This is a genomic window from Spiroplasma chinense, assembly GCF_008086545.1.
Taxonomy (GTDB): Bacteria; Bacillota_I; Bacilli_A; order Mycoplasmatales; family Mycoplasmataceae; genus Spiroplasma_A; species Spiroplasma_A chinense.
This window is the reverse complement of sequence record NZ_CP043026.1, coordinates 1,086,319-1,109,174: the sequence shown is the minus strand read 5'-3', so window position 1 is coordinate 1,109,174 and position 22,856 is coordinate 1,086,319. Positions and strand designations below refer to the sequence as shown.

Genomic DNA, 22,856 nt, shown 5'->3' with positions numbered 1-22,856 from the left:
AGGAGCAAAAAAATGAGCAAGAAGTTAAGTATTATCTTGATAGCTATATTCTCTGTATTTGCAGCAATATGAATTTGATCATTTGCAGCACCCAAGGATTATGTAATTCTTGGTGGGAGTACAAGTGTAAATACTTTTATGCAAAGATTTACAAAAACTTATCATGATGATAAAGATACAGACTTTATTTATAACTCAACAGGGAGTCAAGCTGGAGTTAGTGGAGTTGAAAAAGAAATGTATGCTGGAGGATTTATTTCAAAAGACATTTCTTCATCAACTTTGTCTGACGGAAATGAATTTGCAGTACTCGATAATAACCCAGAGTTTGATGAAAATGTTGTAAACGAAAACGATAAATATGAAATCGAATTTGAAAAAGAAAATTCACAAAACTTTGTAAATTATATGAATCTTTTCAAAGATGAAAATAAACAAAATGCAAAAAGAAAAAGTTATTTTGCTTTTGAATTTGCAATTGATGCAATTGTTTTAATTTATAATCCTCCAACTTGATTCAATAATGATTTAATGAACTTAAAACTAAAAGAGGAAGACAAAACAACAGGAAAAGAATTAGCATTGATTTATGCAGCATCAAATTCTACATGAGAAAATCTTGCAAGAATGTTAGGGCAAGAAGATGTTCCAAATTCTTCTTCAAGAATAAGTACATTCACAAGAGAATCTGGTTCAGGAACTAGAAGTGCATTTAGTGATTTAACAGGAATAAAAGAAATGCCAAGCTCAAGTGTAGTTAACTCAAATGGTTCAATGTTTGAAAATATTAAAAGTAGTAGAGGTACATTTGGATTTGTGTCTTATGCTTTTGTAAAACAAGTAACAAAAGAATCTGGAGTTAAAATAGCTGGAGTATCTGATAAAAAATTAGGAAACCCAGCAGATGAAGATTTATTTGAAAACCCAGCAGATTGAGAGCACGCTCTTAAGTGAAATGGTAGCGAATGAGTTCCAGATAAAACATTAACAAATGATGATTTTATTAAAGATAAAAATGGATATGAACTTAAAAGACCTTTTATTGGAATTTTCAATTCACATAATTCTGACTTTGTAAACATTGTTGAATTCTTTGCATATATGATGAAAAGTGCAACAAAATCTGAAAATGATTTTGTTGATGAAGGTTTAGTACCTGTATTTAAATTGTTATCTAACGAGGGGGTACTGGAATAATGGTTAATTTAAAAAGTAAATCCGGCCCGACGAAGGTGATGCCAAGAGCAAAACTTTCTAAAATGGATGCAACTTCAAAGTGATCAGTTGTTGTAGTAACAGGTTTTACATTACTAATACTAGCTGTACTAATTGCTTTTGTAGTTTATAAATCAGTTCCAGCTCTACATGAGGTTGGTTTCTTCAAATTTATCTTTGGTAAAGTTTGAGAGCCAGGAAAAAACGGAACTGGAAGTTATGGGTTGTTAAGAATTATAGCATCAACATTAATGTTGCTGCTAATTGCTTTATGTTTTTCAATCCCACTTACAATATTTAGTTCTTTATTTATAACAGAATATTTATCGTTAAAAGTTAAAAAGTTTGTTGTTACATTTATTCAATTACTTGCAGGTATTCCTTCAGTAGTATTTGGATTGTTTGCATTAGATCAAATTGGACCTATCTTTGTTAAAATGGGAGCTCCAACTAGTGGAAACATGATGACAGCAAGTTTTACACTTGCATTTATGGCTTTGCCAACAATGATAACTTTATCAATTAATGCAATTGAATCTGTATCTGATGGTTACAGATTGGCATCTCTTGGTTTAGGTATGACAAAAGAAGTTACTACTACAAGAGTTGTTCTTGTAAGTGCTATGCCAAAAATAATTACAGCTATCATTACAGGGATAGCTAGAATTATTGGAGAAACAATGGCAGTTATTTTAATTGCTGGTAACTCAACACAAGGTTTAGAAACTAATAATGGTTTCCTAGGATTTATTTTCTCTTCAATAAGAACTCTTGCAGGAACAATTGGACTTGAGATGTTAGAAAATAATGGAAGAACACATGAATCTGCTCTTTATGCAATTGGATTAATTTTATTCTTCTTAGTTATTATTATTAACTTATTAATAATTGCAGTTGGAAATATTAATAATAGAAAATATAGAAAACTAAAAAAACAAAAAGTTAGAAGAATTATTAAAAGAGATAAAGATGCAATTTATGAACCTTATAAATTAAAAGTATTAGTTCAAACTTATACTGAAAAAAGAACAAGAAAAAAAGTTCACAGTGCAATCACTAAGTTCTTTATGATATCTTCTACAGCTATAATTGTTGCTTTTACAAGTTGAATAATTTTAACAGTAATTGTAAAAGGAATAGCAGGATTTGATCCATCAGCATTTAGAGAAATTGAAGGACAAAGAGCTGGTATTTTTGCAACAATGCTAACAACCATATTGTTGGTTATTGCAACAATTATTTTTGCAATACCATTGGCCTTAATTGTGGCTCTTTACTTAGCAGAGTACGCTCACAAAGATGGTAAGTTTGCAAAAGTTGTAAGATTTGCAATTAATGTATTGGCCTCAACACCAAGTATTGTGTTTGGGGTATTTGGACTTAGTTTATTTGTTGTAGCATTTAAAATACCAATGTCGGTATTTGCTGCAAGTTTAACAATGACAATTGTAATCCTACCTTCACTTATTACAACTTTTGAAGATGCAATTACAAGTGTTCCTTCTTCTTATAGAGAAGCTGCATATGGAATGGGATTAAATAAAACAAGTGTTATTTTTAAAGTTGTATTGCCTAATGCAATGCAAGGAATTTTAACAGGAACAATTCTGGCAGTTGCCAGAATTGTAGGAGAGTCTGCTCCGGTTTATTTAACTCTTGGAACTTCAGTAAGAATGCCTACAGAAGGATTCTTCTCATCAGGAGCTACAATGACAACCCAAATCTATATGATGGCAGCAGAAGGTAGTGATCCAAAAACTTTAGGAGTTGCTTACCAGTTAGCATTTGTAACGATTTTATTTGTATTAGGACTAAATTGATTTAGTTCTTACATTGCAAAAAAATTAGATCCTACTAAGAAAAAACTTACATTTAAAAATTATTGAATCACTAAATATAACAAAGTGTTTAAACATGATTACAAAAATGATTTTGTAATCATAGGAAAACATTTCAGAGCAATGGGAAGAAAAATAAAAAATACATTTAACATAAGAAGAATGAGAATTCATTTAAAAAATTCTAAAACAAGAAAACAGATTATAAAAAACATAATCACGGAGGCTAGAGAAAATGGCAGAATTGAAAAATCAAAAAGAAAATAACGATGATTCACTAGATTTAGAATTAATTAGTGAAGAAAAAGTTTTTGCAAAGCCTAAAAAGGTTGCTTTAAAAAACAGAGACAACGTTATAGAGGTAAAAAACTTAAACTTCTATTATCATGGTGGTGATAAACAAGCACTATTCGATATTTCAATGAAAGTAAAAGAAAATACTGTAACTGCATTCATTGGACCTAGTGGTTGTGGTAAATCAACTTTACTAAGATCAATAAATAGAATGAATGACTTAGTAGAAAACACTGCAATTGATGGAGAAATTCTTGTTAATGGTACAAATGTTTATGAACCAGGAACTGATGTTGTAAAATTAAGAACTGAAGTTGGTATGGTATTTCAAAGAGCAAATCCATTCCCAATGTCAATTTATGATAATGTAGCTTTTGGTCCAAGAAACCAAGGTGTTACAGATAAATCAGCACTTAACCAAATAGTTGAAGACTCATTGAGAAAAGCTGCTCTTTGAGATGATGTAAAAGATTATTTAAAAGATTCAGCGCTTGGATTGAGTGGTGGACAACAACAAAGATTATGTATCGCAAGAGCTATTGCGATGAGACCAAAAATTCTTTTAATGGATGAACCAACAAGTGCGTTGGACCCAATTGCAACATTAAAAGTAGAAGAACTTATACTAAAACTTAAAGATGAGTATACAATAGTAGTAGTAACACACTCAATGGCACAAGCTACCAGAGTGAGTGACTACACAGCATTTTTCTTACAGGGTGAACTTATCGAACACGATAGAACAAAAAAAATATTTACAAACCCAAAAAATAAGAAAACAGAAGATTATATTTCTGGAAGATTTGGATAGGGAGGTAACAAAACATGTCATATAATAAAATTTTAGACAATGATATAAAAGCAATAAAAAGAGATTTAATTTCATTGGTTGAAGCTACAAAATCACAATACGCTACAACTTTTGATGCTCTAAAGAACCAAGACCTTACCTTAGCCCAAGAAGTAATTGATGGCGACATCAAAATTAATGATTTGCAAAATAAATTTACAAAAATGGCACTTTGAAAAATCGCAAAGCAACAAATGGTTGCTGGGGATTTAAGACTTGCTGTTGGTGGAGTTTTAATTAGTAGAGAGATTGAAAGAATTGCTGACGTTGCAAAACACATTTGTAACTTTACAATTAAATACAATCCTGAACCAATTGAAATAGATTTTATTTCAAAAATGTTTGACTTGGTAAATGTTATGTTGAATATTATTTCAGCATTAGTTGAAAACTATGATAATGACCAACATATTAAGGTATTGAAAATGGAAAATGAATTAAATGCACAATTTTCGGAGTTAAGTTTGAAATTGGCAGAAAGAGTTAGATCTTCTTCTAACGATAGTGAAGCTAAAAAAGTTGTAACAATTATTAGACAATTGAAAAACTTAGAAAGAGCTGGAGAACACTTAATTAACGTTGAAGAAACAATGCAATTTATTAGAACTGGTAAATTCGAAGAGTATGATGAAACAGTTCAAAATAATTTAGAAACAAAAAAATAGGAGCGATCCTATTTTTTTGTTTTGCTAAAATAAAATTAAATGTTAAAAACTATTTTACATTGTTTTTAAAAAAATGAATTGGGTTTATAATAATATTGTCGCAAATCATTTGTGGTGCGTTATTACAAAAAATAACTTGTATAGCGAGAAGGGAATAAAATGAAAGATATAGAAAAAAACGTTAATGACGACAAACTTCAAAGAAGAACCTTGTTTTGGGTCAATATGACAGTATTAATTCTTGAATTAATACTTATGGGATTTGTTATTTGGTCGATATTCATGGACTGAGGCAACAAAGCAAAGGTTACTCTTATAGTTTCTAATTATGCATTCATAGTTTTCTTAAACGTAAGTACAACTTTTTCAAGTTATATAGCAATTGAGGAATTTAAATTTAAAAATATTTCATCTACTAAGGATAAAGTGTTTATTAGTTTTATAATGATAAGTTTATTATTTACAATTCTAAATCCAATCTTATTATTGATATTTGCAAAGGACAAAAATGTTACAAACGTAACTCGTGTTGTTCAAGGTAGTGTTAACAAAAAAATTATTAAACGTTTTATGTTGGAAGAGAGTTTGATAGTGCTAGGTTTTATTGTAACTTTATTTGCAGTAGGTTTAACAGAATTTGTACCTAGCCTATTACTTAAAAGTAGTATGCAAGATATTTTAGGTTATGTTTTGTTCGGATTTTTTATAAGTATAATTATTCATAAGGTGGCATATATTAATTTATTAAGTGTAAAAACCGGAAACAAAAAAGCAGATAAAACAATTTTAATAATTGCTTGAAGTATATTTTGAATTCCTATTTTAGGAAGTGTAGTTTGAACTTTTTTACTTATGAAGAAAAATGAATTAGAGAATAATAGGGTAATAGAAATTTAATTTAATAGAGCAAAAAAGATAATGAAAATAAAAAGAATATGAATTATATTGTTAATTCATATTCTTTTTTTATAAGCCCTAGAAGTACAGGTTAGTTTGTTATAATCGATTTATAAGAGGGTGATTTGAAGTGATAAATTTAATGGTTTTGTTTGAACCTAGACCCAAATCTTTATTGGGTTGAGAAATAATAACTTCTTTTGTGTTTTCTATTGCGTTTCCATTTTTGTTTATTTTCCCTTACTATTTTGGTTTTGAAGAAAGTGCAAATGATTACTTTAGTCAGATTTTGATAGTGCTATCTAGTTTTATAATTTACTCAAGAATTGTAACCTTAAATTTAATTAAAAATACTGAACATTTAAATGATCAAAAAAAACTTAAAACTTTATTTTATGTATTTGGTTTAATACCATTTATAAATCCAATAATTATTTTTGTCATTGTTAAATTCGACCGAATAGTTTTAAAGTCAAGAACTGATTGAAGAGAGAGTTTTAAATTCTCGCGTAAAGGATTTTTTGCAGGACTATTAGGAGCAAGTTTGTGAATTTTGTTAGGATTTCTTAGTTTCTTGGTTTTTCTTTATTTTGCAAAAGAATTAAGTAAGGAAAGTATTTTGATATCTGCAATATGTTCTGCTGTAGTTTATTTGTTTATGTTAATAGTTTCTTTTTCTAGCTTATCTTTATTAAAAAGACTTGAGAAAAACAAAAAACAAAAAAATGTTATTTACAATTTAATTGCTCTAATACCTTTTGTAAATATTATATTAGTGGTTAACTTGCTAAATGTTAAAGGTGATGAAGAAATAAAATTTTACACAGAAAACAACTTTAACTAAAAATCAAATATAATAATTAAGAATAAGAAAACGAGAACGAATAAATGGAAAATTTTAAAAATCAACATTTGATTGAAAAGATAGGTATTCTTGCAAATCAAAATCCAAGTTTAATTAAAACTTTGATTGCAAAGTTTTTAAAGGATAATTTGGAAGACTTAAAAAAAATGACAATTAACGATGTTGCTCGAGCTTGTAATTGTGCTAAGAGTAGTGTTGTAAAATTTTGTAAAGAACTTGGTTGTGAAGGTTTTAAAGAGATGAGTATGATTTTAATGTGAGAGCATTCTGTCTTCAAAACTATAAACACTAAGAAAATAGAGAACTTAGAAAATAATAAGTTATTTTTTGAAATTACTGAACAAAATATTGAAAACTTAAAAAATAACTATTTAAATAATTTTATTGAAGTTGCAAATATTTTAAAAGAAAAACCTAAAGTTTACTTATTTGGAAAGGGTCCAAATACTCATGTTATTGAAGTTTTTAATAACTATTTAATGAAACTTGGTTTTACAGTTTTTACATCAACCGATTTTGATGTACAAGTAAGACTGTCACATAACGTTAAGGAAAATGATATTTGTTTTATCTTTAGTGTTTCGGGATTAACTAAAAATATTTTAGATATTGAACAAACAATTAAAGAAGTTGGCGCAAAAACTATTGTGGCATCTTCAAATACTTCTTGTGATCTAGCTAAAAGATCAGATTATTTTTTTGAAGTACTTAACAATGAAGAAATTTTTGAAGGACAAAGAAGTGCTGTTATTTCTTTTTCATTCATAGTGATGCAATTATTATATTTTATAAAAAAGGTGAACTAGTTCACCTTTTTTTAAACCTTTTCAAGAAAAAAAGTAAACCATACAAAAGGTCAATTTAAAAATATAATCAAGGTAAGGAGGATATGATGAGTCAAAAAGAAATTAAACAAGATTTTAAAATAAAAGATAAAACTGTTAATTTAAAATCTAAAGAATGAAAAACAAAAGTTAAAATAATTGTTCAACGTTGTGGTAGTTTTATGGCGGGAATGATTATGCCATCAGTAAGTATTTTAATTGCTTGAGGTCTATTGGCAGCTGCTTTTCTAGGAAAGTATGACAATGGTGTTTGAGTAAGAACAGGTTGATTTAAATCTGAAGCTATAGGTCAATTAATAGGTCCAAGTATGAAATATTTGATCCCAACATTAATTGGTTATACAGCAGGAAATATGATTTATAAAACTCGTGGAGCTGTGTTTGGAGCATTTACAACATTTGCAATTATCATTGGAAGTGATTGAATTTACGAACACATGATTCAAGATTGAAGAATCGGTGACAGTACAGCTGGTGTTGTTAAAGCTCCAAACCAAATTGTTGGAGCTATGATAATAGCACCATTAACAACTTATTTATACAAAACTATAGAGTTAACTTATATTAATAAAGTTAGACCTGGTTATGAAATGGTTGTAAAGAATTTTAGTTTAGCATTATGAGCTATTGCCTTTGGATTAGCAGCTTACTTTACATGAGGATTTGCTCTTTATGGAATAAGTTTTGTAATGGTAGCCATTATAGATTTCTTTACATTGATGCCGTGAATGTTTCCATTCATGTCAATTGTTACAGAACCGTTAAGAGCTGTATTTTTAAATAATGCTCTTAACTATGGAGTTATGATTCCTTTAGGGTTAACAGAAGTTGAACAAGGAAAAGGGTTTTCAAGTTTCTTTATGGTTGGAGGAAATCCTGGACCTGGATTTGGATTGTTAATTGCATATGCAGTTTGAAGAAAAAAACAAAGAGGTGCAGCTTCAAGTAGTAGTTTAATTCAATTAATTGGTGGAATTCACGAAGTTCACTACGTATACATTTTGTCAGAACCAATTATGATTCTTTCAACAATTGCAGGTGCATTTGTGTCTCTATCTATTGTAAGTATTTTCTCTGGAGGGGCTGTTGCAGCTATCAGTCCAGGAAGTTTAATATCTGTAATTTCACTTTCAGGAAGTGGTTATAGAATTGCTATAAATACTTTAGCAGTATTTGCAGGAGCACTTGCTTCATTCTTAGTAGCAAGTTTGATTATGTTCTTTAAAAGAAAAAGCAATACAGAAGTTATGAGTATGAATGTTACAGATGAAGGAATTAGTTTTGAACAAGAAGAAGACAAAAAACAAGAAAGTTCAAAAGAAGTTGTAAGAAACTTTAAAGATGCAAAAATTTTAAAAGTAGCTTGTGATGCTGGTGTTGGTTCAAGTGCCATGGCAGCAGGAATAGTTAGAAAATGAGTAAAAGCAAATGATATAGATCTTGAAGTTTCAAATTGTGCTGTAAAAGATTTGACACCAGATGTTGACATAGTTATAACTATGACAAACTTTAAAGAAGTGGCGCAACAAAATTCGCCAAACGCCTACATTTATCCAGTTAAACAATACTTGGGCAAAAATATATTTGATGATTTGTATGAAAAAATTTTAAAAGATAAGAAGGGATAAAATTATGAAGTTTACAGAAAGTAATGCTTTTATAAATGTTAATTTAAAAAATAAAGACGAAGTATTTAATTTTATAAAAGATTTAAATGAAAAAAATAATTATGCAGATGAAAAACTTGTAGATTCAATGAAAGCGAGAGATAAAACAAGTACTGTAGCTATAGGAAACTATTTAGCTATTCCTCACTGCGAATATGAATATGCAACTAGTATAAAAAATAATAGTTTTATATTCATAAAGTTAAAAAAGAAAATAAATTGAGATGGTCATGATGTTTTATTTGTAATTGCATTGATCTTAAATGATAATGACCAGATTGATGCTTTAGAAGAAATAGCTTTAAGCTTTTCTGATGAAGATAATGTATTAAAATTTTATAAAAATTGTAATAGTGTAGAACAAATAAATGAATTTATAGAAAAACAAGGTGAAATATAATGGAAACAATTGGAGTTATTGGTTTAGGAAAAATGGGACAAGGTTTAGCTAAGAACCTTGAAAGAAATGGTTATGAGGTAAAAGGTTTTGATCTTAACAAAGAAGTTTATAAAGAATTTGAAAAATTAAACTTTAGTGGATTTGAACAAATTGAAGACCTTGTGTCATCAATGCAAAAACCAAGAAAAATTTTAATGGTTGTAAATGCTGGAGAACCTACTGAAATAGTTTTTAAAAAATTAGTATCTATTTTAGAACAAGGAGATGTTATTGTTGATTGTGGTAATGCAAAATACAGTGATTCAATTAGAAGAGGAAGTGAAGCTAAAGAGAAAAATATTCACTTTATTGATGCTGGAATAAGTGGAGGTCCAAAAGGAGCTTTATTAGGGTGTTGTGCTATGGTTGGAGCAACTAAAGAAGCATTTGCTCTAGTTGAACAAATGTTTGATAAAATTACAATTGAAAATGGTTACTTACACACAGGAAACATTGGAAGTGGGCATTTTGCAAAAATGGTTCACAATGGAATTGAATATGGAATGATGCAAGCTATCGCTGAAGGATATCAAGTAATGGAAAAATCTGGATTTGATTATAACCTTGAAGATATTTCAAAAATTTGAAATAACGGAAGTGTTATTAGAAGTTGATTGATTGAATTGATGGAAGAAATTTATAAACAAGATCCAAAATTAGATAGTTATACTGATGTAATGCAAATGAATGGTGAAGGACTTTGAACTGTAGAAGAAGCATTTAAACAAGGTACTCCTGCACCGGTAATTGCATTGTCTGTTATGATGCGTCAAAACTCAATGCAAGATGAAAGTTATGCTGGAAAAGTTGTGGCAGCTTTAAGAAATAAATTTGGTGGACATGCAGTTGTTAAAAAATAACTCAATATTGTAAACACAAGAAATAGGTAAAACTATTTCTTGTGTTTTATTTTGCAAGAAATTAAAAGTTAATAAATAAAGGCGCATTTAGACTAGTATAATTATAGGGATTAAATATTATTTTATTAATCTATCAATCCTATCATTTATAAATGTTATTAATTAATAAGTATAAATTTGAAAGGATGTTAAAAATGGATATAAATATTTTTAAACTTATTGATTCAAGAATATTGGTTATTCTTCCATTAAGAGTTTTTGTTTATCGTCAGGATAATAAATTTAAAAAAATAATGCACACGAATTTTAACTTAGATATTTTTAAAGAAAAATTTAGCAAATTTTTTTGAGAGGAGTTAGTGTAAAATGCCTCTAATTCATCTAAATTCTAAGGAAAAGAATGTTAAAAAAAATAAGGTAGCAACTCTAAAAACTTATATATTAATCAAAGTAATATTTGAATTATTTCTAATCATATCAGCAATAATGGTTTTGACTGTATTTGAAAAAAATATACATTTTTTTGCGGGTAGTACAGCATTAGTTGCTGGAATTTCAACATTGGTATTATATTTTTTTATACATATTGAAAGTGTTGTTTTGTTTTCAATGAATATTAAACTTTTTAAAGAAAAAGGATTTCAAAAAAAGATATTAATAATATCTTTTGTACCTATAATTAACAATTTTGTTTGATTATATTTTTTAAAGAAAAATGAACGAATTGACTGAGAATTTTTAGATAAAGAAGAAGAAAGATTAAAAACTAAGGAAGAAAATAATTTAAATAGATCATTTAAAACTTTTGTTTTACGCGATCTATCTATTTCTCTTTTATTGTTTTTGGTTTTAGCAGCAAGTGGAATGGTAACAACCATAGATAATGCTATATTGAATTTTTCAGCCCAAGAAATTTTAAGATACATATTTTTAGGGGTTTTAGCAGCATTATTATTAAACAAAATTAACTCAATTGCTTTGTTTAAGTCCAAAACTTCTAATCCAAAAAGCGACAAAACTATGTTGATTATTGCATGAGCAACATTTTGAATACCTTTTATTAGTACTATGATTTGAATACCTTTGTTTTTGTTAAAGACTAAACAGGCTAATAAGGAAGATTCAATCGATAAAAAATAACTCAATATTGTAAACAAAAGAAATAGATTAAACTATTTCTTTTTTATTTATGTATAAACATCAAAGATAAAAAAACTCCATACGAAATTCGTATGGAGAAAGTCTCATTTTAATGTCAATTTTAGTTGACAACTTCAACTGATGGTTTTTTATTTTGTTTCAATTTTAAAACTAATATTTGATGAACCTAGAAAATCTGCTTTCAACTCATTGTCATTTGGATGCTCGTGGAAATCTAAGTAATCAAAGAATTCTTCTTCTCCGTTTAGATATATGAAATTACTACAAATTCTATTAAATTTTTCTTTAATAGACTCGTGAATATTATTATGTACGTCTTTGGTATGACTAAGTTCTAGTTTTACTTCGTTTGCCAATGCTTCTTGGATTAAGTCAACATTGTCATAGTTATATAGGTAAAGATCAAAAGATTTAATGATTTTTTTGCCTAAATTAAATGAACCAGGAACATCTGTTATTTCGACTGTCATTGTAAAGTTTTCAACCTCTAAAAGTTTAAAGTTTAGTTTCTTTATCTCATTTACATGAAGGTCATAGTCGCTTAAGTTTTCTTCGATTATTTGTTTGTAGTTTTCTTGTACAAACTTTTCAACATTTTTTGTTTGGCTTAAGTCTATTTTGAAATACATGTCAAATTCATTATCTTCTAAGAAGTTTCTTGTATTATTTTCACTTTCGCTCAAATCAAAATTTCCACCATACAAATTTACCAGTGGAATTACGTTTATGTTTGTTAGAAATAACATTTTTAATCACTTTTTCATCATTATCACCCTAGTTTTATAAACTATAATATATTTTTATTATACAATCATATTGGACAAGAATGGAGAAAAATTATGGGTTTTTTTAGTAATTTAAAAGAAAAAAAGGCTTTGAAAAAAGAGGTCAAAAAACATCAAAAAGAACATAAATCTACACTTACTTTTTCAAGTGATATTAAAAAATTAAGTAAAAAATATAAAGAGCCTAACTCTGATTTTTTTGAGGATTTAGAAAATGTCTTAATTAAAACTGATATGGGTATGAAAATGGTTTTAGAAATTTCAAATAGAGTTCAAAAGAAAGCTAAAGCAAAATCAACATTTGATGATATCAAAGAAATTTTAGTGGATGCACTCTACGATATTTACCAAGAATCTGGTAAATATCGTTCAGAATTAAATTGAAAAGATGGAAGACTTAACATCTTTATGATGGTTGGGGTAAATGGTGTTGGAAAAACTACAAGTATTGCCAAAATTGCAAACCATTACTCAAAAATGGGTAAAAAAGTTTTAATAGCAGCTGCAGATACTTTTAGAGCAGGAGCTGTTGAACAACTGCAAGAATGATGTGAAAAAAGATTAACTGGAGTTGATCTAGTTAAAGGAAATTCATCAGATCCTGCAAGTGTTGTTTTTGATGGGGTTAAAAAAGGATTGGAAGGAAAATACGACCTTTTACTTGTAGATACTGCAGGAAGACTTCAAAACAAGGAACACTTAATGAAAGAATTAGAAAAAATGACAAAAATTGTCAAAAGAGGGGTTGAGGACGGACCTCACGAAAGACTATTGGTAATTGATGCCCAAACCGGTCAAAACGGAGTTACTCAAGCCAAAGCATTTTCAGAAACAACTCAAGTTACTGGAATTGTGCTTACAAAAATGGATGGAACAAGTAAGGGTGGAATTGCTTTATCGATTAAAGATATTTTAAATATCCCAGTTAAACTTGTAGGATTTGGAGAAAAAGTTGATGATTTAAAACCGTTTAATATTGAAGAATATCTTGAAGAATTGACACAAGATTTTATGGAAGAAGATAGTGATGAGTAATATTGATAAAACAATAGAAAATAATCAGCTTTATGATTACTATAAAAATTTATTAACAGAAAAACAGAGAAGCTATTTTGAACTTTACTTCTTTGAAGATCTTACTTTACAAGAAATTAGTGAAGAATTTGATGTTTCAAGAAATGCGGTTCATGATAGTATTAACAAAACAATAAACATTCTAAATGATTTAGAAAGTAAATTGAAAATTAAACAAAAAAACGAGTTTATAAAAGAAAATTTAGAAAAATTAAAAGACAATAAAATGTCTATTTCTGAATTTTATGACTTGATAGAGGGAGAACTTTAATGAATATTTTGATGATAGGAGATGTTTTCTCAAAATCAGGAAGAGATGTCTTGCAAAAAGAATTGAACAACATTGTAACTGAAAACAATATTGATTTTATTGTGGTAAATGGAGAAAACATCTCGCATGGAAAAGGTATCAATAAAAATCATTATGATTTTCTAAAATCTTTGGGAGTTGACGTAATTACAACTGGAAATCACGTTTTTAAAGTCAAAGAAACACTAGAATTTATTGAACAAACACCAGATTTATTAAGACCATTAAATTTAAATAAATATTTACCAGGAAGTGGAACAATAGTTGTTAAAAAAAATGGATTAAAAATTAGAGTTACTAATTTATTAGGAACTGTATATATGGATCATGCAAATAATAACTATGAAATTATGGATGAATTAATTGCAAATGATGATAGTGATATTCACTTAGTAGATTTTCACGCAGAAGCTTCAGCTGAAAAGAAAGCGCTAGCTTGAAATTATGATGGTAAAATTACAGCACTTGTAGGAACTCATACACATGTTCCAACAGCAGATGCTCAAATTTTACCAAAAGGAACAGCTTATGTGACCGATCTTGGGATGACAGGGCCTATAAATTCAATAATTGGTGCAAATCCTGAAGAAGTTATTAGAAAAGAAAAAACAGGTTTACCTACCAAATTCAAACCAAGTGAAAATGTGGGGGAAATTAATGGTATAATATTACAAGTAAAAAATAAAAGAGCAGAAAAAATCTGAAGAGTGCAAACTCAATAACCACAATCTACAACACAATAGAGTAACAAAATTTGAAAAAATGTGTTATAATAAATATATGTTATTGAGATTAAAGCTCATAATAAGATACTAACGGGAGATGACCATATGAAAAGACATGACAAACTTAGAAACTTACACGAAGCATTATTTGCATTAGATAAAGAAGTTAAGAATGTTTGCAGAGGTTTAGAACAAAGACTTAAAACAGCTGCTAAATACAGAGACACTTACGAAAGAATTTTAACTGAAGTTGAATTTGAACGTAAAAACGAAATGTACGGTAGATCTACAATATATGACTTCGAAAGAATGAGAATTAACTTGGAACAAGATGCTGGGAACGTTATTTATGAAGCCATCAATGTAATGGGAAATGACGAATTCATAGTTAGAAAACAAAATGTCATCTTCGCATTCTGATTTATGGGTCAATTTGACGTTTATGCATTGGATTTATCACACGGTGACTAGTTAATACAATACAACATATGTTGTATTTTTTTATGTTAAAATGACATTATTAAAGGAATGAAATTTTTATGACAATTATTATTTGAGAATTATTATCTACTATGCTTATAATAGTGGGTGCAATGTTTGGTTTTCTGTTAATTCTTGTGTTAATAGCAAGATTTACAAAACTAAGATCTCTAAAATTTAATCCAACAGCTTTACAAAGAGGAGAGTTTGTTGGAAACAAAACATTTATAACTAAGGATAAATATGAATTAAATGTTTTAGGTGAAATTAAAAAAGAAAGTGAATATATCTTTTTATGCGTTCATGATTTCAAGAACTATAAAGAAGAATTTGAAGGTTTTATTGATTACTGTAAAGAAAATAAAACATTTTCAGCAATTTCTTATGACCAAAGAGGTTGTGGAGAAAATGGTGTGGATGAAAATGCTGTAATTGGTGCTTTATATTCAGATATGAACGAAATTATTGATGCGCTAAAAGAAAAATATGAACAAAAAATTGTGTTATTAGCATCTGGTAAATCATTTGCACTTGCTTTAAAATTTGCAAATGACAATAGAGTTGAAAAAGTTATGACAACAAGTATTTTTATAAATAAAGCTTATAAAAACGGTTCTGCTTTAAACTGAAGTTTATTTATGGGGACAATCTTTAACTTAAAGAAAAAAATTATCACTAAAATCAACGGTATCGACTTTAGTGATAATGAACAAGAAGCTAAAAAAATAGAGGTAAATAACCTTGAAAAAGGAAAATATACAGTTTGTGAATATTTTCAATACAAAAGTGCTATCAAAAATACCAAAAAACTTATAAATAAGTCTAATAATAAAGTAGTTATTTTTACACCAACTTCTGACCTACAATTAGATGCTAAAAAAGCTGCAAGATTCTTTACTAAATTAAACAAAGAAAAATATGAACTTGTTGTTTTAGAAAATGAGAAGCATTTTTGAATAAATTTAGATAAAAAACAATATTTTGATTTAATTCTTCAAAAAATATAATTTTTTGTTAAGATATAAATACAAGATTAAATAAATCTTATTAAGAACTATGGAGAGAAACAACTCTGCGAAATAGTAGCAACCTATTAGATTAGGTGCTTAAATTAAGGGGAAACCAACAATAAGACAAAAAACATTGACTTATTTTGTATGACCGCCCTTAAGGTCATTTTTTTATAAACAAAAGAGGAGAACAACGATTATGAAAAGATATTTTACTAGTGAATCTGTGTCAGAAGGGCACCCAGACAAACTTTGTGACCAAATTTCAGATGCTATTTTAGATGCTTGTCTAGAACAAGATGAAAACTCAAGAGTAGCTTGCGAAACTATGGTAACAAAAGATTTTGTAGTAGTTACAGGAGAAATCACAACAAAAGCAAAAGTTAATTTTGAAGAACAAGTAAGAAGAATACTTAAAAAAGTGCGTTATAACGATGCTGCAACTGGTATTGACCCAGATACTTGTGAAGTTCTTATAAAATTAAAAGAACAATCACCAGATATTGCAATGGGAGTTAATGGTAAAGAATTAGGGGCAGGGGACCAAGGAATTATGTTTGGTTATGCTGTAAAAGAAGCAGAAACTTTAATGCCTTATTCAATCCAAATTGCTCACGATCTAGTTCATTTAGCAAGTAAATTGAAAAAAGCTGGAGTATTTAAGTATGCACAACCAGATATGAAATCTCAAGTAACAATGAACTATACAAACCCAATGAATCCATCAATTGACACAATATTAATGTCAGTTCAACATGATGCAGACTTTAATGAAGAAGAGTTTAAAAAATTTATTAAAGAAAACATTATGGATGTAGTTGCAAAAAAACACGGTTTAAATACTGATTTTAAAGTATTAATAAACCCTACAGGAAAATTTGTTATTGGAGGACCTCTTGGAGATGCAGGTCTTACTGGAAGAAAAATTATTGTAGATACTTATGGAGGATATGCTCGCCATGGAGGAGGAGCTTTCTCTGGAAAAGATGCTACAAAAGTTGACAGAAGTGCAGCTTACATGTGTAGATATGCAGCAAAAAATATAGTAGCTGCAGGTCTAGCAGATAAATTAGAAATTCAAGTAAGTTATGCTATTGGAAAAGCAAAACCAATTTCAATATTTGTTGAAGCTTTTGAAACAAATAAAGTTCCTATGGATATTATTTACAAAGCTTTAAATGAAAACTTTGACTTTAGTGTTCAAAATATTATTGATACTTTAGACTTAAAAAAACCTATTTTCTTTAGAACATCTAAATATGGACATTTTGGAAAACAAGAATTTTCTTGAGAAAAATTAGATAAAGTAAAAGATCTATCTAAATATAAATAAGAATGTTTTTAGAAGTTATTGCTAAAAATTTAGAGGATGTAATAGAGATAAATAAAAGTAATGCAAGCAGAATTGAGTTATGTGATAAATTAGAATTTGGAGGATACACACCAGATTATAATTTAATAAAAGAGGCTTGTGAATTATCAAAAATACCGGTCAATGTGATTGTTAGACACAGTCATATTGACTTTTATTCAAGTGAGGAAGAAAAACTAGAAATTCTAAAAGATATTGAATTTATTAAAACAACAAAAGCTAACGGAATAGTTGTTGGAGTATTAAATAAAGACAATACAATTGATTTAGAATTTCTAAAAAAAGTGATAGCAATGAAAGGTGACTTAAAAATCACCTTTCACAAAGCATTTGATTTTGTAAATGACTTTGAAAAAGAATACGAAAAACTTGCAAATCTTAAAATTGATAATGTTTTAACTTCCGGAGGAGAAAATATATCAAAAGGATTTGAAATATTAAAGGTTTTGACAAGTAAAAACCTTTATACAAAAGTGTTGATTGGTGGGGGTGTAACTCTCGACAATATTGACATTGTAAAGTCTATATCAGATCAAGTTCATATAGGAACCGCTGCAAGAATTGACAACACTTTTGAAACTGCAATAGATTTGGAAAAAATAGAGAAAATCTTTAGAGGCTAATATGGAAGTAAAAGTAATTGGTGCTGGTCTTGCGGGTTGTGAACTTGCTTGAAAACTTGCTAACAATGGTATTAAAGTTAAACTTTATGAAAAAAAGAATGTAAAGAAAAATGAAATTCAACAATTAAACACTTTTGCTGAATTGGTGTGTTCAAATACTTTTAGAAGTAAATCCACTCAAAATGCAGTGGGCATCTTAAAAAAAGAACTAGAATTATTAGATTCTTTAATCCTAGATTGTGCTTATAAAACACAAATACCAGCTGATGATGCATTAGCTGTGGATAGAGAGAGTTTTTCAAAGTTAGTAGATGAAAAAATTAGATCTCATAAAAATATTGAAATTTTTGAAGAGGAAATATTGGAAATTAATGAAAATGAGTATACTGTGATTACTTGTGGACCTTTAATTTCGGGTGAATTTAAAGAAGAAATCAATAGGGTAGTGGGAAATCAAAAATTGTTTTATTTAGATGCCTCAGCTCCTATAATTACAAAAGAATCAATAGATTTTTCAAAAGTCTTTTATAGCTCTCGTCATGGTGATGACAAGAGCTATATTTGTGTCCCATTAACAGAAGAAGAGTTTAATAAGTTTCACAAAGATTTGTTGGAAGCCAAAAAAGTGAATTTAAAGGATTTTGAGAACGAAATTTTCTTTCAAGGGTGTCAACCAATTGAAAGATTAGCAAAAATTTCAAAAAGTTCACTTTTGAATGGACCAATGTCGCCAAATGGGTTAAAATATAAAAGTATGAACCCTTTTGCCGTTGTACAGTTAAGAAGAGATGATGCTATAGATTCTTTATACAACATTGTGGGATTTCAAACAAATCTAACATGACCTGAGCAAAAAAGGATATTTTCATCTTTGCCAGGTCTTGGAGGTGCTGAGTTTATAAGATATGGAGTAATGCATAAGAATTTTTATCTAAACTCGCCAAAAATTTTAAATAACAAACTTCAAGTTATGAGAAGCAAAAAGCTGTTTTTTGCAGGACAAATAACTGGAGTTGAAGGTTATATAGAGTCATTTGCATCTGCACATATTGTAGCAGCGGCATTAATGGACCAATATCATGGTAGAAAATTCATACCTTTCCCCAGGGAAACAATTTTAGGATCACTTATAAATTATGTAACAAACCCTAAAATTAAGAAATTAAAACCTATGAAAGCAAACATGGGTATTTTAGACTATAAAATTCCGACTTTTGAAACAAAAACCCAAAAAAACGAGTTTATATTTCAAAATAGTATTACCAATTTATTAAAATATTTAAAAATAGAAAAATAGAAATTAAAATCTTAAACTAAAAAATTTAGAAGAGGTGCTTATTTTGTTATATTTAATGGAAAAATATTGATTAGACTTTTATGTTGAATATATTTTGGCAACAGCATATTTCAGGGGCATTAATTTATCAAAAGATGAATTAGATGAGTTTGTTTTTGATAAGGAATATTTAAATGATGATGCAGACCAAGTTTATGAAGATGTATTGATAAATACAGCTAAGGCTTTAGATTATATTAGATATATAGTTGCAAAAGGTTTAGATAATTTTCATGCTGGAGGAGAATATCCTGTAATTTCAACAGAAAACTTTAAAGAATTATATTGTATTTATGAACCAACTTTAAAATACATCAATTCATTTGATGAAGGTTCAGAAACCCGAAAAAAACTAGATGAAACTATAGGATATGTTTTATCTCACCTATATTCTGTAAAAGAACTTAGAGCTTTATGTGAGAATATATCTTATTCACTTGTAGATTACTTATCATTAATGCCTTTTGGAGAGTATTCTCTAGAACTTGCATGAATTTTAGTACAAGGAATAATGGCCTTTAAAGGTTATGGCTTTATTGTTTTTCCGGATGTGGATGATTTAAATGAAAATATAAAATTAAGTTTAGAATTGGTCCAAGAATTAAAAGACGTTTCTAAAACTGAATATGGAAAAAACAATAAGTTTAATGCATTTGTCAACCAATTAGTGGATGCTTCAGAGACTTATCATAATAAAAACCTTACTCATTTAAGTGGTAAAAAAGATTAAAAGAAATTTTAAATTCTCAAAGTGTTTTTGATAATTTAAAATTTTCTTTTTTTTATTATTAAAATATTATAATATATCAAAAGAAAGGGTTTTATAAGAGTGTTATATTTACAGGAAAAATATTGATTAGAATTTTATGTGGATTTCATATCAGTATTTGCCGGTTCAAAAGGTATAGCTTTAACAGTTGATGAACTCTATGATTATATTTTTGATTTAGAGTTTCTTCAAGAAGATGCTGAAGACATATTTGGCGAAAAGCTATCCAATATAATTAAAGCGTTCGAATATATGAGAGAACTTGTGGCAAGAGGTTATGAAAATGCCTCATACGGTCAAAAATACTCTACGTTTGAACTTAAAGATTTAGAAAAACTGTACAAAATATATGATCCAAGTTTAAAATACATTGATGTTTTTGAAAAAAACTCATTAACAGGTTTTAAACTAATAAGCTCTTTAGAATCTGCAACATCAGATTTATATAAAGATACTGAACTAAGATCGTTAAGCGAAAATATGTTGTACTCATATGTTGAGTTTTTAATGCTAAATGCATTTGGTGAATTTACACTAGATATTGCATGAATATTAGCTCAAAGTATGTTAGTTTTTAAGGGATTTGGTTTCTTTGTCTTTACAGATAGAAATACTATTTTTGAATATATTAAAATTAGCAATGAATTATGTATTGAATTAAAAAACGTTAAAAAATCAGAGTGAATCTTAAATAAAAAGTTTAATTATCTTATTTCAGAACTTGTAAATGCTTCTGAGTCGTATTCAAATAAAAATTTAGGATTTAAAAAAAGCAAATAAATTTCTAATTATTTGCTTTTTTTTATAAAAGTGATGTAAAATAGAAATGTAGTGTTTTTTGGGCGAAAAACACATTTTTATAGTAAAGGGCTAAATTATGGAAAAGATAAAATTTAAAAATTCACGTAAATATAAGGGTATTGTTGAAAAAGTTTTTGTAAAAGATGGAGAACCTGTAACAGCAGGACAAGTATTGGCGCAAATTTCAACTCAAATGGAGAAATTTCAAATTCAATCTCCAATTGATGGAGTAGTAAAAAATATCTATATCATAGAATCTTTAATCGTTTCTCATGGGGACATAATTTTTGACATAATTAATAAAAAAGAATTAAATAATATACTAAAAAAACCAGAAAACATTGGAGATACTTTAAAAGAAGCTTTAACAATAAATGGTTTTATTGATAAATTAAACTTAACAGATACTCAAGAGTTAACAGAAACTGTTGATGAAGCTAAATTTGATATTCAAAAAGATGTTGAACATACAGAAGAAGAATTTTCAATGTATAATCAATCATCACCTCTTGCTAAAGCAAATGAAAAAGAAAAAAGAGAATTTGTTGAAAGTAATGAGAGTATAACTAAACAAAATGTTATAGATGCTGAAAGTGTAACAAGAGAACTTGAAGGTTTAGAACACTTAAAATTCGATAACGGAATAATTGTTGATAAAGAAGAATCTTTAAAAGAAGTTGAAAAAGACTTTAAAATGTCAGATAAACATTTAGAAGATACTTTCAAATTAAACAAAGAAGAACAAGTTCAACAAGTTCAAGAAGAAGAAGATGATTTAGAAAATGTTGATTTAAAAGTATTTGCAAAACCAGAATTAAAACCAGTTGACAACGAAGCTGATTTCCCATTACCAAGCAGTTTACCAAAAAACCTAGAGGTTACAAAAACTGTAGATATTAAATTTGAAGATGAAAAAGATATAGCGATTTTTGAAGATCACAACCCTATCGTTGAAGAAGCGCAAATAATAGATTCTGTAAATCAATCTAACTTCTTATCAAAATTTAGAGATTTACCTAACGAAGATAATGATGACTTAATTTCTATGGATAATTCATTTGAAAAAGATGGTGAAGATTTATTTGAAAAAGAACAAAAAAACGAAGAAATCGAAGTAAAATCAGAAGAACCTCAAATTATTGAACCTTCACCAGTAGAAGAAACATTTACACAACAAGAAAACAAAGTAAATGAAAAACCAATTGTTGAAAAAGTAGTTGAAACGGTTGTTGAAAAAGTAGTGGTTGAAGAAAAATTTGATGATTCTGAATTAAAAGCTGAAATTTCAAAATTACTAGAAGAACAAAGTAAATTAAATGAAAAAATTGCAGAACTTGAAAAGAGAAAAGTAGTATCTGAAAATGTGGTTTCAAGTGATGTTAAAGTATCAAGTTCTATAGATTTTGAAGTAGATATTACAGCATTACTTCATTTACAAACATTGATGTATGAACCATATTTAGAAAAAGGGATTGAAATAGAATTAAACTCATTCTATTTAAAAGCTATGAGATTAGTATTGGCCAAATTTACTGAATTTGACTTTAATGAAAATAGCACAATTTCATTAGGTAAAAAAATTGAAGATGAGTTTAAATTCAAAGATATTAAAATTGAACAAGAAGAAGCAATTGCAAATATTGCAAAACAAATAAGTGAAAATGCAACATCATTATCACCGAACAATATTTCAATTTGAGATCTTTCTGAATACAATATTTTATCTTCAAAAATTCAATTAAATAGTGATGAAATTATAAACATTGCAATTGGAGATATACATTCAAAGGTAAAAGGGGATATGGAATTGTCAAATTACTTAAATGTAACAGTAAATTTTGATAAGAACATTATTAATGTTAATGATGCAGTTGAATTTGCAAAAGAATTCAACAAAATCATTACAAATCCTGGTCTATTAATTTAAAACATCAAGTTAACTTGGTGTTTTCTTTTTTAATTTAAAAATCATAAG

The 22,856-nt window shown here is 28.0% G+C and carries 23 protein-coding genes and 1 riboswitch; of the genes, 22 read left to right on the top strand and 1 reads right to left on the bottom strand.

The window, feature by feature from the left end; genetic code table 4:
• Positions 1–12 precede the first annotated feature (12 nt).
• From ptsS to SCHIN_RS04970, 11 genes are all read left to right on the top strand, one after another.
• Positions 13–1,197 (top strand): phosphate ABC transporter substrate-binding protein, encoded by a 1,185-nt coding sequence (gene ptsS, locus SCHIN_RS05020; protein WP_166508535.1) that lies wholly within the window; start codon positions 13–15, stop codon positions 1,195–1,197.
• 38 nt (positions 1,198–1,235) lie between these two features.
• Entirely contained in the window at positions 1,236–3,320 is a 2,085-nt protein-coding gene (gene pstA, locus SCHIN_RS05015; RefSeq protein ID WP_208057181.1) for a phosphate ABC transporter permease PstA, read from the top strand.
• Positions 3,289–4,158, top strand: coding sequence for a phosphate ABC transporter ATP-binding protein PstB (gene pstB, locus SCHIN_RS05010; RefSeq protein ID WP_166508533.1), 870 nt, complete (start codon positions 3,289–3,291; stop codon positions 4,156–4,158). Before pstA ends, pstB begins: the two co-directional genes overlap by 32 nt.
• 14 nt (positions 4,159–4,172) lie before the next feature.
• Entirely contained in the window at positions 4,173–4,862 is a 690-nt protein-coding gene (phoU, locus tag SCHIN_RS05005; RefSeq protein WP_166508532.1) for a phosphate signaling complex protein PhoU, read from the top strand.
• Between the two features lie 159 nt (positions 4,863–5,021).
• Positions 5,022–5,759 (top strand): hypothetical protein, encoded by a 738-nt coding sequence (locus tag SCHIN_RS05000; RefSeq protein WP_166508531.1) that lies wholly within the window; start codon positions 5,022–5,024, stop codon positions 5,757–5,759.
• Positions 5,760–5,889: 130 nt separating this feature from the next.
• Complete coding sequence (locus tag SCHIN_RS04995; protein ID WP_166508530.1) at positions 5,890–6,603, top strand: hypothetical protein; 714 nt, start codon at positions 5,890–5,892, stop codon at positions 6,601–6,603.
• 44 nt (positions 6,604–6,647) lie between these two features.
• Positions 6,648–7,430, top strand: coding sequence for a MurR/RpiR family transcriptional regulator (locus tag SCHIN_RS04990; protein ID WP_166508529.1), 783 nt, complete (start codon positions 6,648–6,650; stop codon positions 7,428–7,430).
• 86 nt (positions 7,431–7,516) lie between these two features.
• Positions 7,517–9,097, top strand: a complete 1,581-nt coding sequence (locus tag SCHIN_RS04985; RefSeq protein WP_166508528.1) for a PTS sugar transporter subunit IIBC family protein — start codon at positions 7,517–7,519, stop codon at positions 9,095–9,097.
• A gap of 4 nt (positions 9,098–9,101) precedes the next feature.
• Complete coding sequence (locus tag SCHIN_RS04980; protein WP_166508527.1) at positions 9,102–9,536, top strand: PTS sugar transporter subunit IIA; 435 nt, start codon at positions 9,102–9,104, stop codon at positions 9,534–9,536.
• Positions 9,536–10,435 (top strand): phosphogluconate dehydrogenase (NAD(+)-dependent, decarboxylating), encoded by a 900-nt coding sequence (gene gnd / locus SCHIN_RS04975; protein ID WP_166508526.1) that lies wholly within the window; start codon positions 9,536–9,538, stop codon positions 10,433–10,435. Before SCHIN_RS04980 ends, gnd begins: the two co-directional genes overlap by 1 nt.
• Before the next feature lie 366 nt (positions 10,436–10,801).
• Complete coding sequence (locus tag SCHIN_RS04970; protein ID WP_166508525.1) at positions 10,802–11,575, top strand: hypothetical protein; 774 nt, start codon at positions 10,802–10,804, stop codon at positions 11,573–11,575.
• Positions 11,576–11,724: 149 nt separating this feature from the next.
• Here the strand turns inward: SCHIN_RS04970 and SCHIN_RS04965 are convergent, their stop codons facing one another.
• On the bottom strand, positions 11,725–12,360 hold the full coding sequence (locus SCHIN_RS04965; protein WP_166508524.1) for a hypothetical protein: 636 nt from the start codon (positions 12,358–12,360) through the stop codon (positions 11,725–11,727).
• A gap of 75 nt (positions 12,361–12,435) precedes the next feature.
• Here SCHIN_RS04965 and ftsY point away from each other — a divergent pair, with 75 nt between their 5' ends.
• The 11 genes from ftsY (at position 12,436) to SCHIN_RS04910 (ending at position 22,808) form a co-directional block, all read left to right on the top strand.
• Complete coding sequence (gene ftsY / locus SCHIN_RS04960) at positions 12,436–13,416, top strand: signal recognition particle-docking protein FtsY (RefSeq protein WP_166508523.1); 981 nt, start codon at positions 12,436–12,438, stop codon at positions 13,414–13,416.
• Positions 13,409–13,726, top strand: a complete 318-nt coding sequence (gene ylxM / locus SCHIN_RS04955) for a YlxM family DNA-binding protein (RefSeq protein WP_166508522.1) — start codon at positions 13,409–13,411, stop codon at positions 13,724–13,726. The genes ftsY and ylxM overlap by 8 nt, the downstream gene beginning before the upstream one ends.
• The gene (locus SCHIN_RS04950; RefSeq protein ID WP_166508521.1) at positions 13,726–14,487 is read left to right on the top strand and encodes a TIGR00282 family metallophosphoesterase; all 762 of its coding nucleotides are present in this window, start codon (positions 13,726–13,728) and stop codon (positions 14,485–14,487) included. The genes ylxM and SCHIN_RS04950 overlap by 1 nt, the downstream gene beginning before the upstream one ends.
• 108 nt (positions 14,488–14,595) lie before the next feature.
• Positions 14,596–14,961: a hypothetical protein gene (locus SCHIN_RS04945; protein ID WP_020836603.1), complete on the top strand. Its 366-nt coding sequence runs from the start codon at positions 14,596–14,598 to the stop codon at positions 14,959–14,961.
• Positions 14,962–15,029: 68 nt separating this feature from the next.
• Positions 15,030–15,977, top strand: coding sequence for a serine aminopeptidase domain-containing protein (locus SCHIN_RS04940; RefSeq protein ID WP_166508520.1), 948 nt, complete (start codon positions 15,030–15,032; stop codon positions 15,975–15,977).
• 34 nt (positions 15,978–16,011) lie between these two features.
• Positions 16,012–16,105: riboswitch (SAM riboswitch) on the top strand.
• 74 nt (positions 16,106–16,179) lie between these two features.
• On the top strand, positions 16,180–17,313 hold the full coding sequence (gene metK, locus SCHIN_RS04935; RefSeq protein WP_166508519.1) for a methionine adenosyltransferase: 1,134 nt from the start codon (positions 16,180–16,182) through the stop codon (positions 17,311–17,313).
• 2 nt (positions 17,314–17,315) lie between these two features.
• Entirely contained in the window at positions 17,316–17,975 is a 660-nt protein-coding gene (locus SCHIN_RS04930) for a copper homeostasis protein CutC (RefSeq protein ID WP_166508518.1), read from the top strand.
• A 1-nt stretch (position 17,976) separates the two neighbouring features.
• A complete protein-coding gene (gene trmFO, locus SCHIN_RS04925; protein WP_166508517.1) occupies positions 17,977–19,272 on the top strand; it encodes a methylenetetrahydrofolate--tRNA-(uracil(54)-C(5))-methyltransferase (FADH(2)-oxidizing) TrmFO in 1,296 nt (431 codons plus the stop codon).
• A 43-nt stretch (positions 19,273–19,315) separates the two neighbouring features.
• Positions 19,316–20,041 carry a hypothetical protein gene (locus SCHIN_RS04920; RefSeq protein WP_166508516.1) on the top strand — a complete coding sequence of 242 codons (726 nt, stop codon included), beginning with the start codon at positions 19,316–19,318 and terminating at the stop codon, positions 20,039–20,041.
• A 99-nt stretch (positions 20,042–20,140) separates the two neighbouring features.
• Positions 20,141–20,860, top strand: a complete 720-nt coding sequence (locus SCHIN_RS04915) for a hypothetical protein (RefSeq protein WP_166508515.1) — start codon at positions 20,141–20,143, stop codon at positions 20,858–20,860.
• Positions 20,861–20,957: 97 nt separating this feature from the next.
• Entirely contained in the window at positions 20,958–22,808 is a 1,851-nt protein-coding gene (locus SCHIN_RS04910; RefSeq protein WP_166508514.1) for a biotin/lipoyl-containing protein, read from the top strand.
• Positions 22,809–22,856 lie beyond the last annotated feature (48 nt).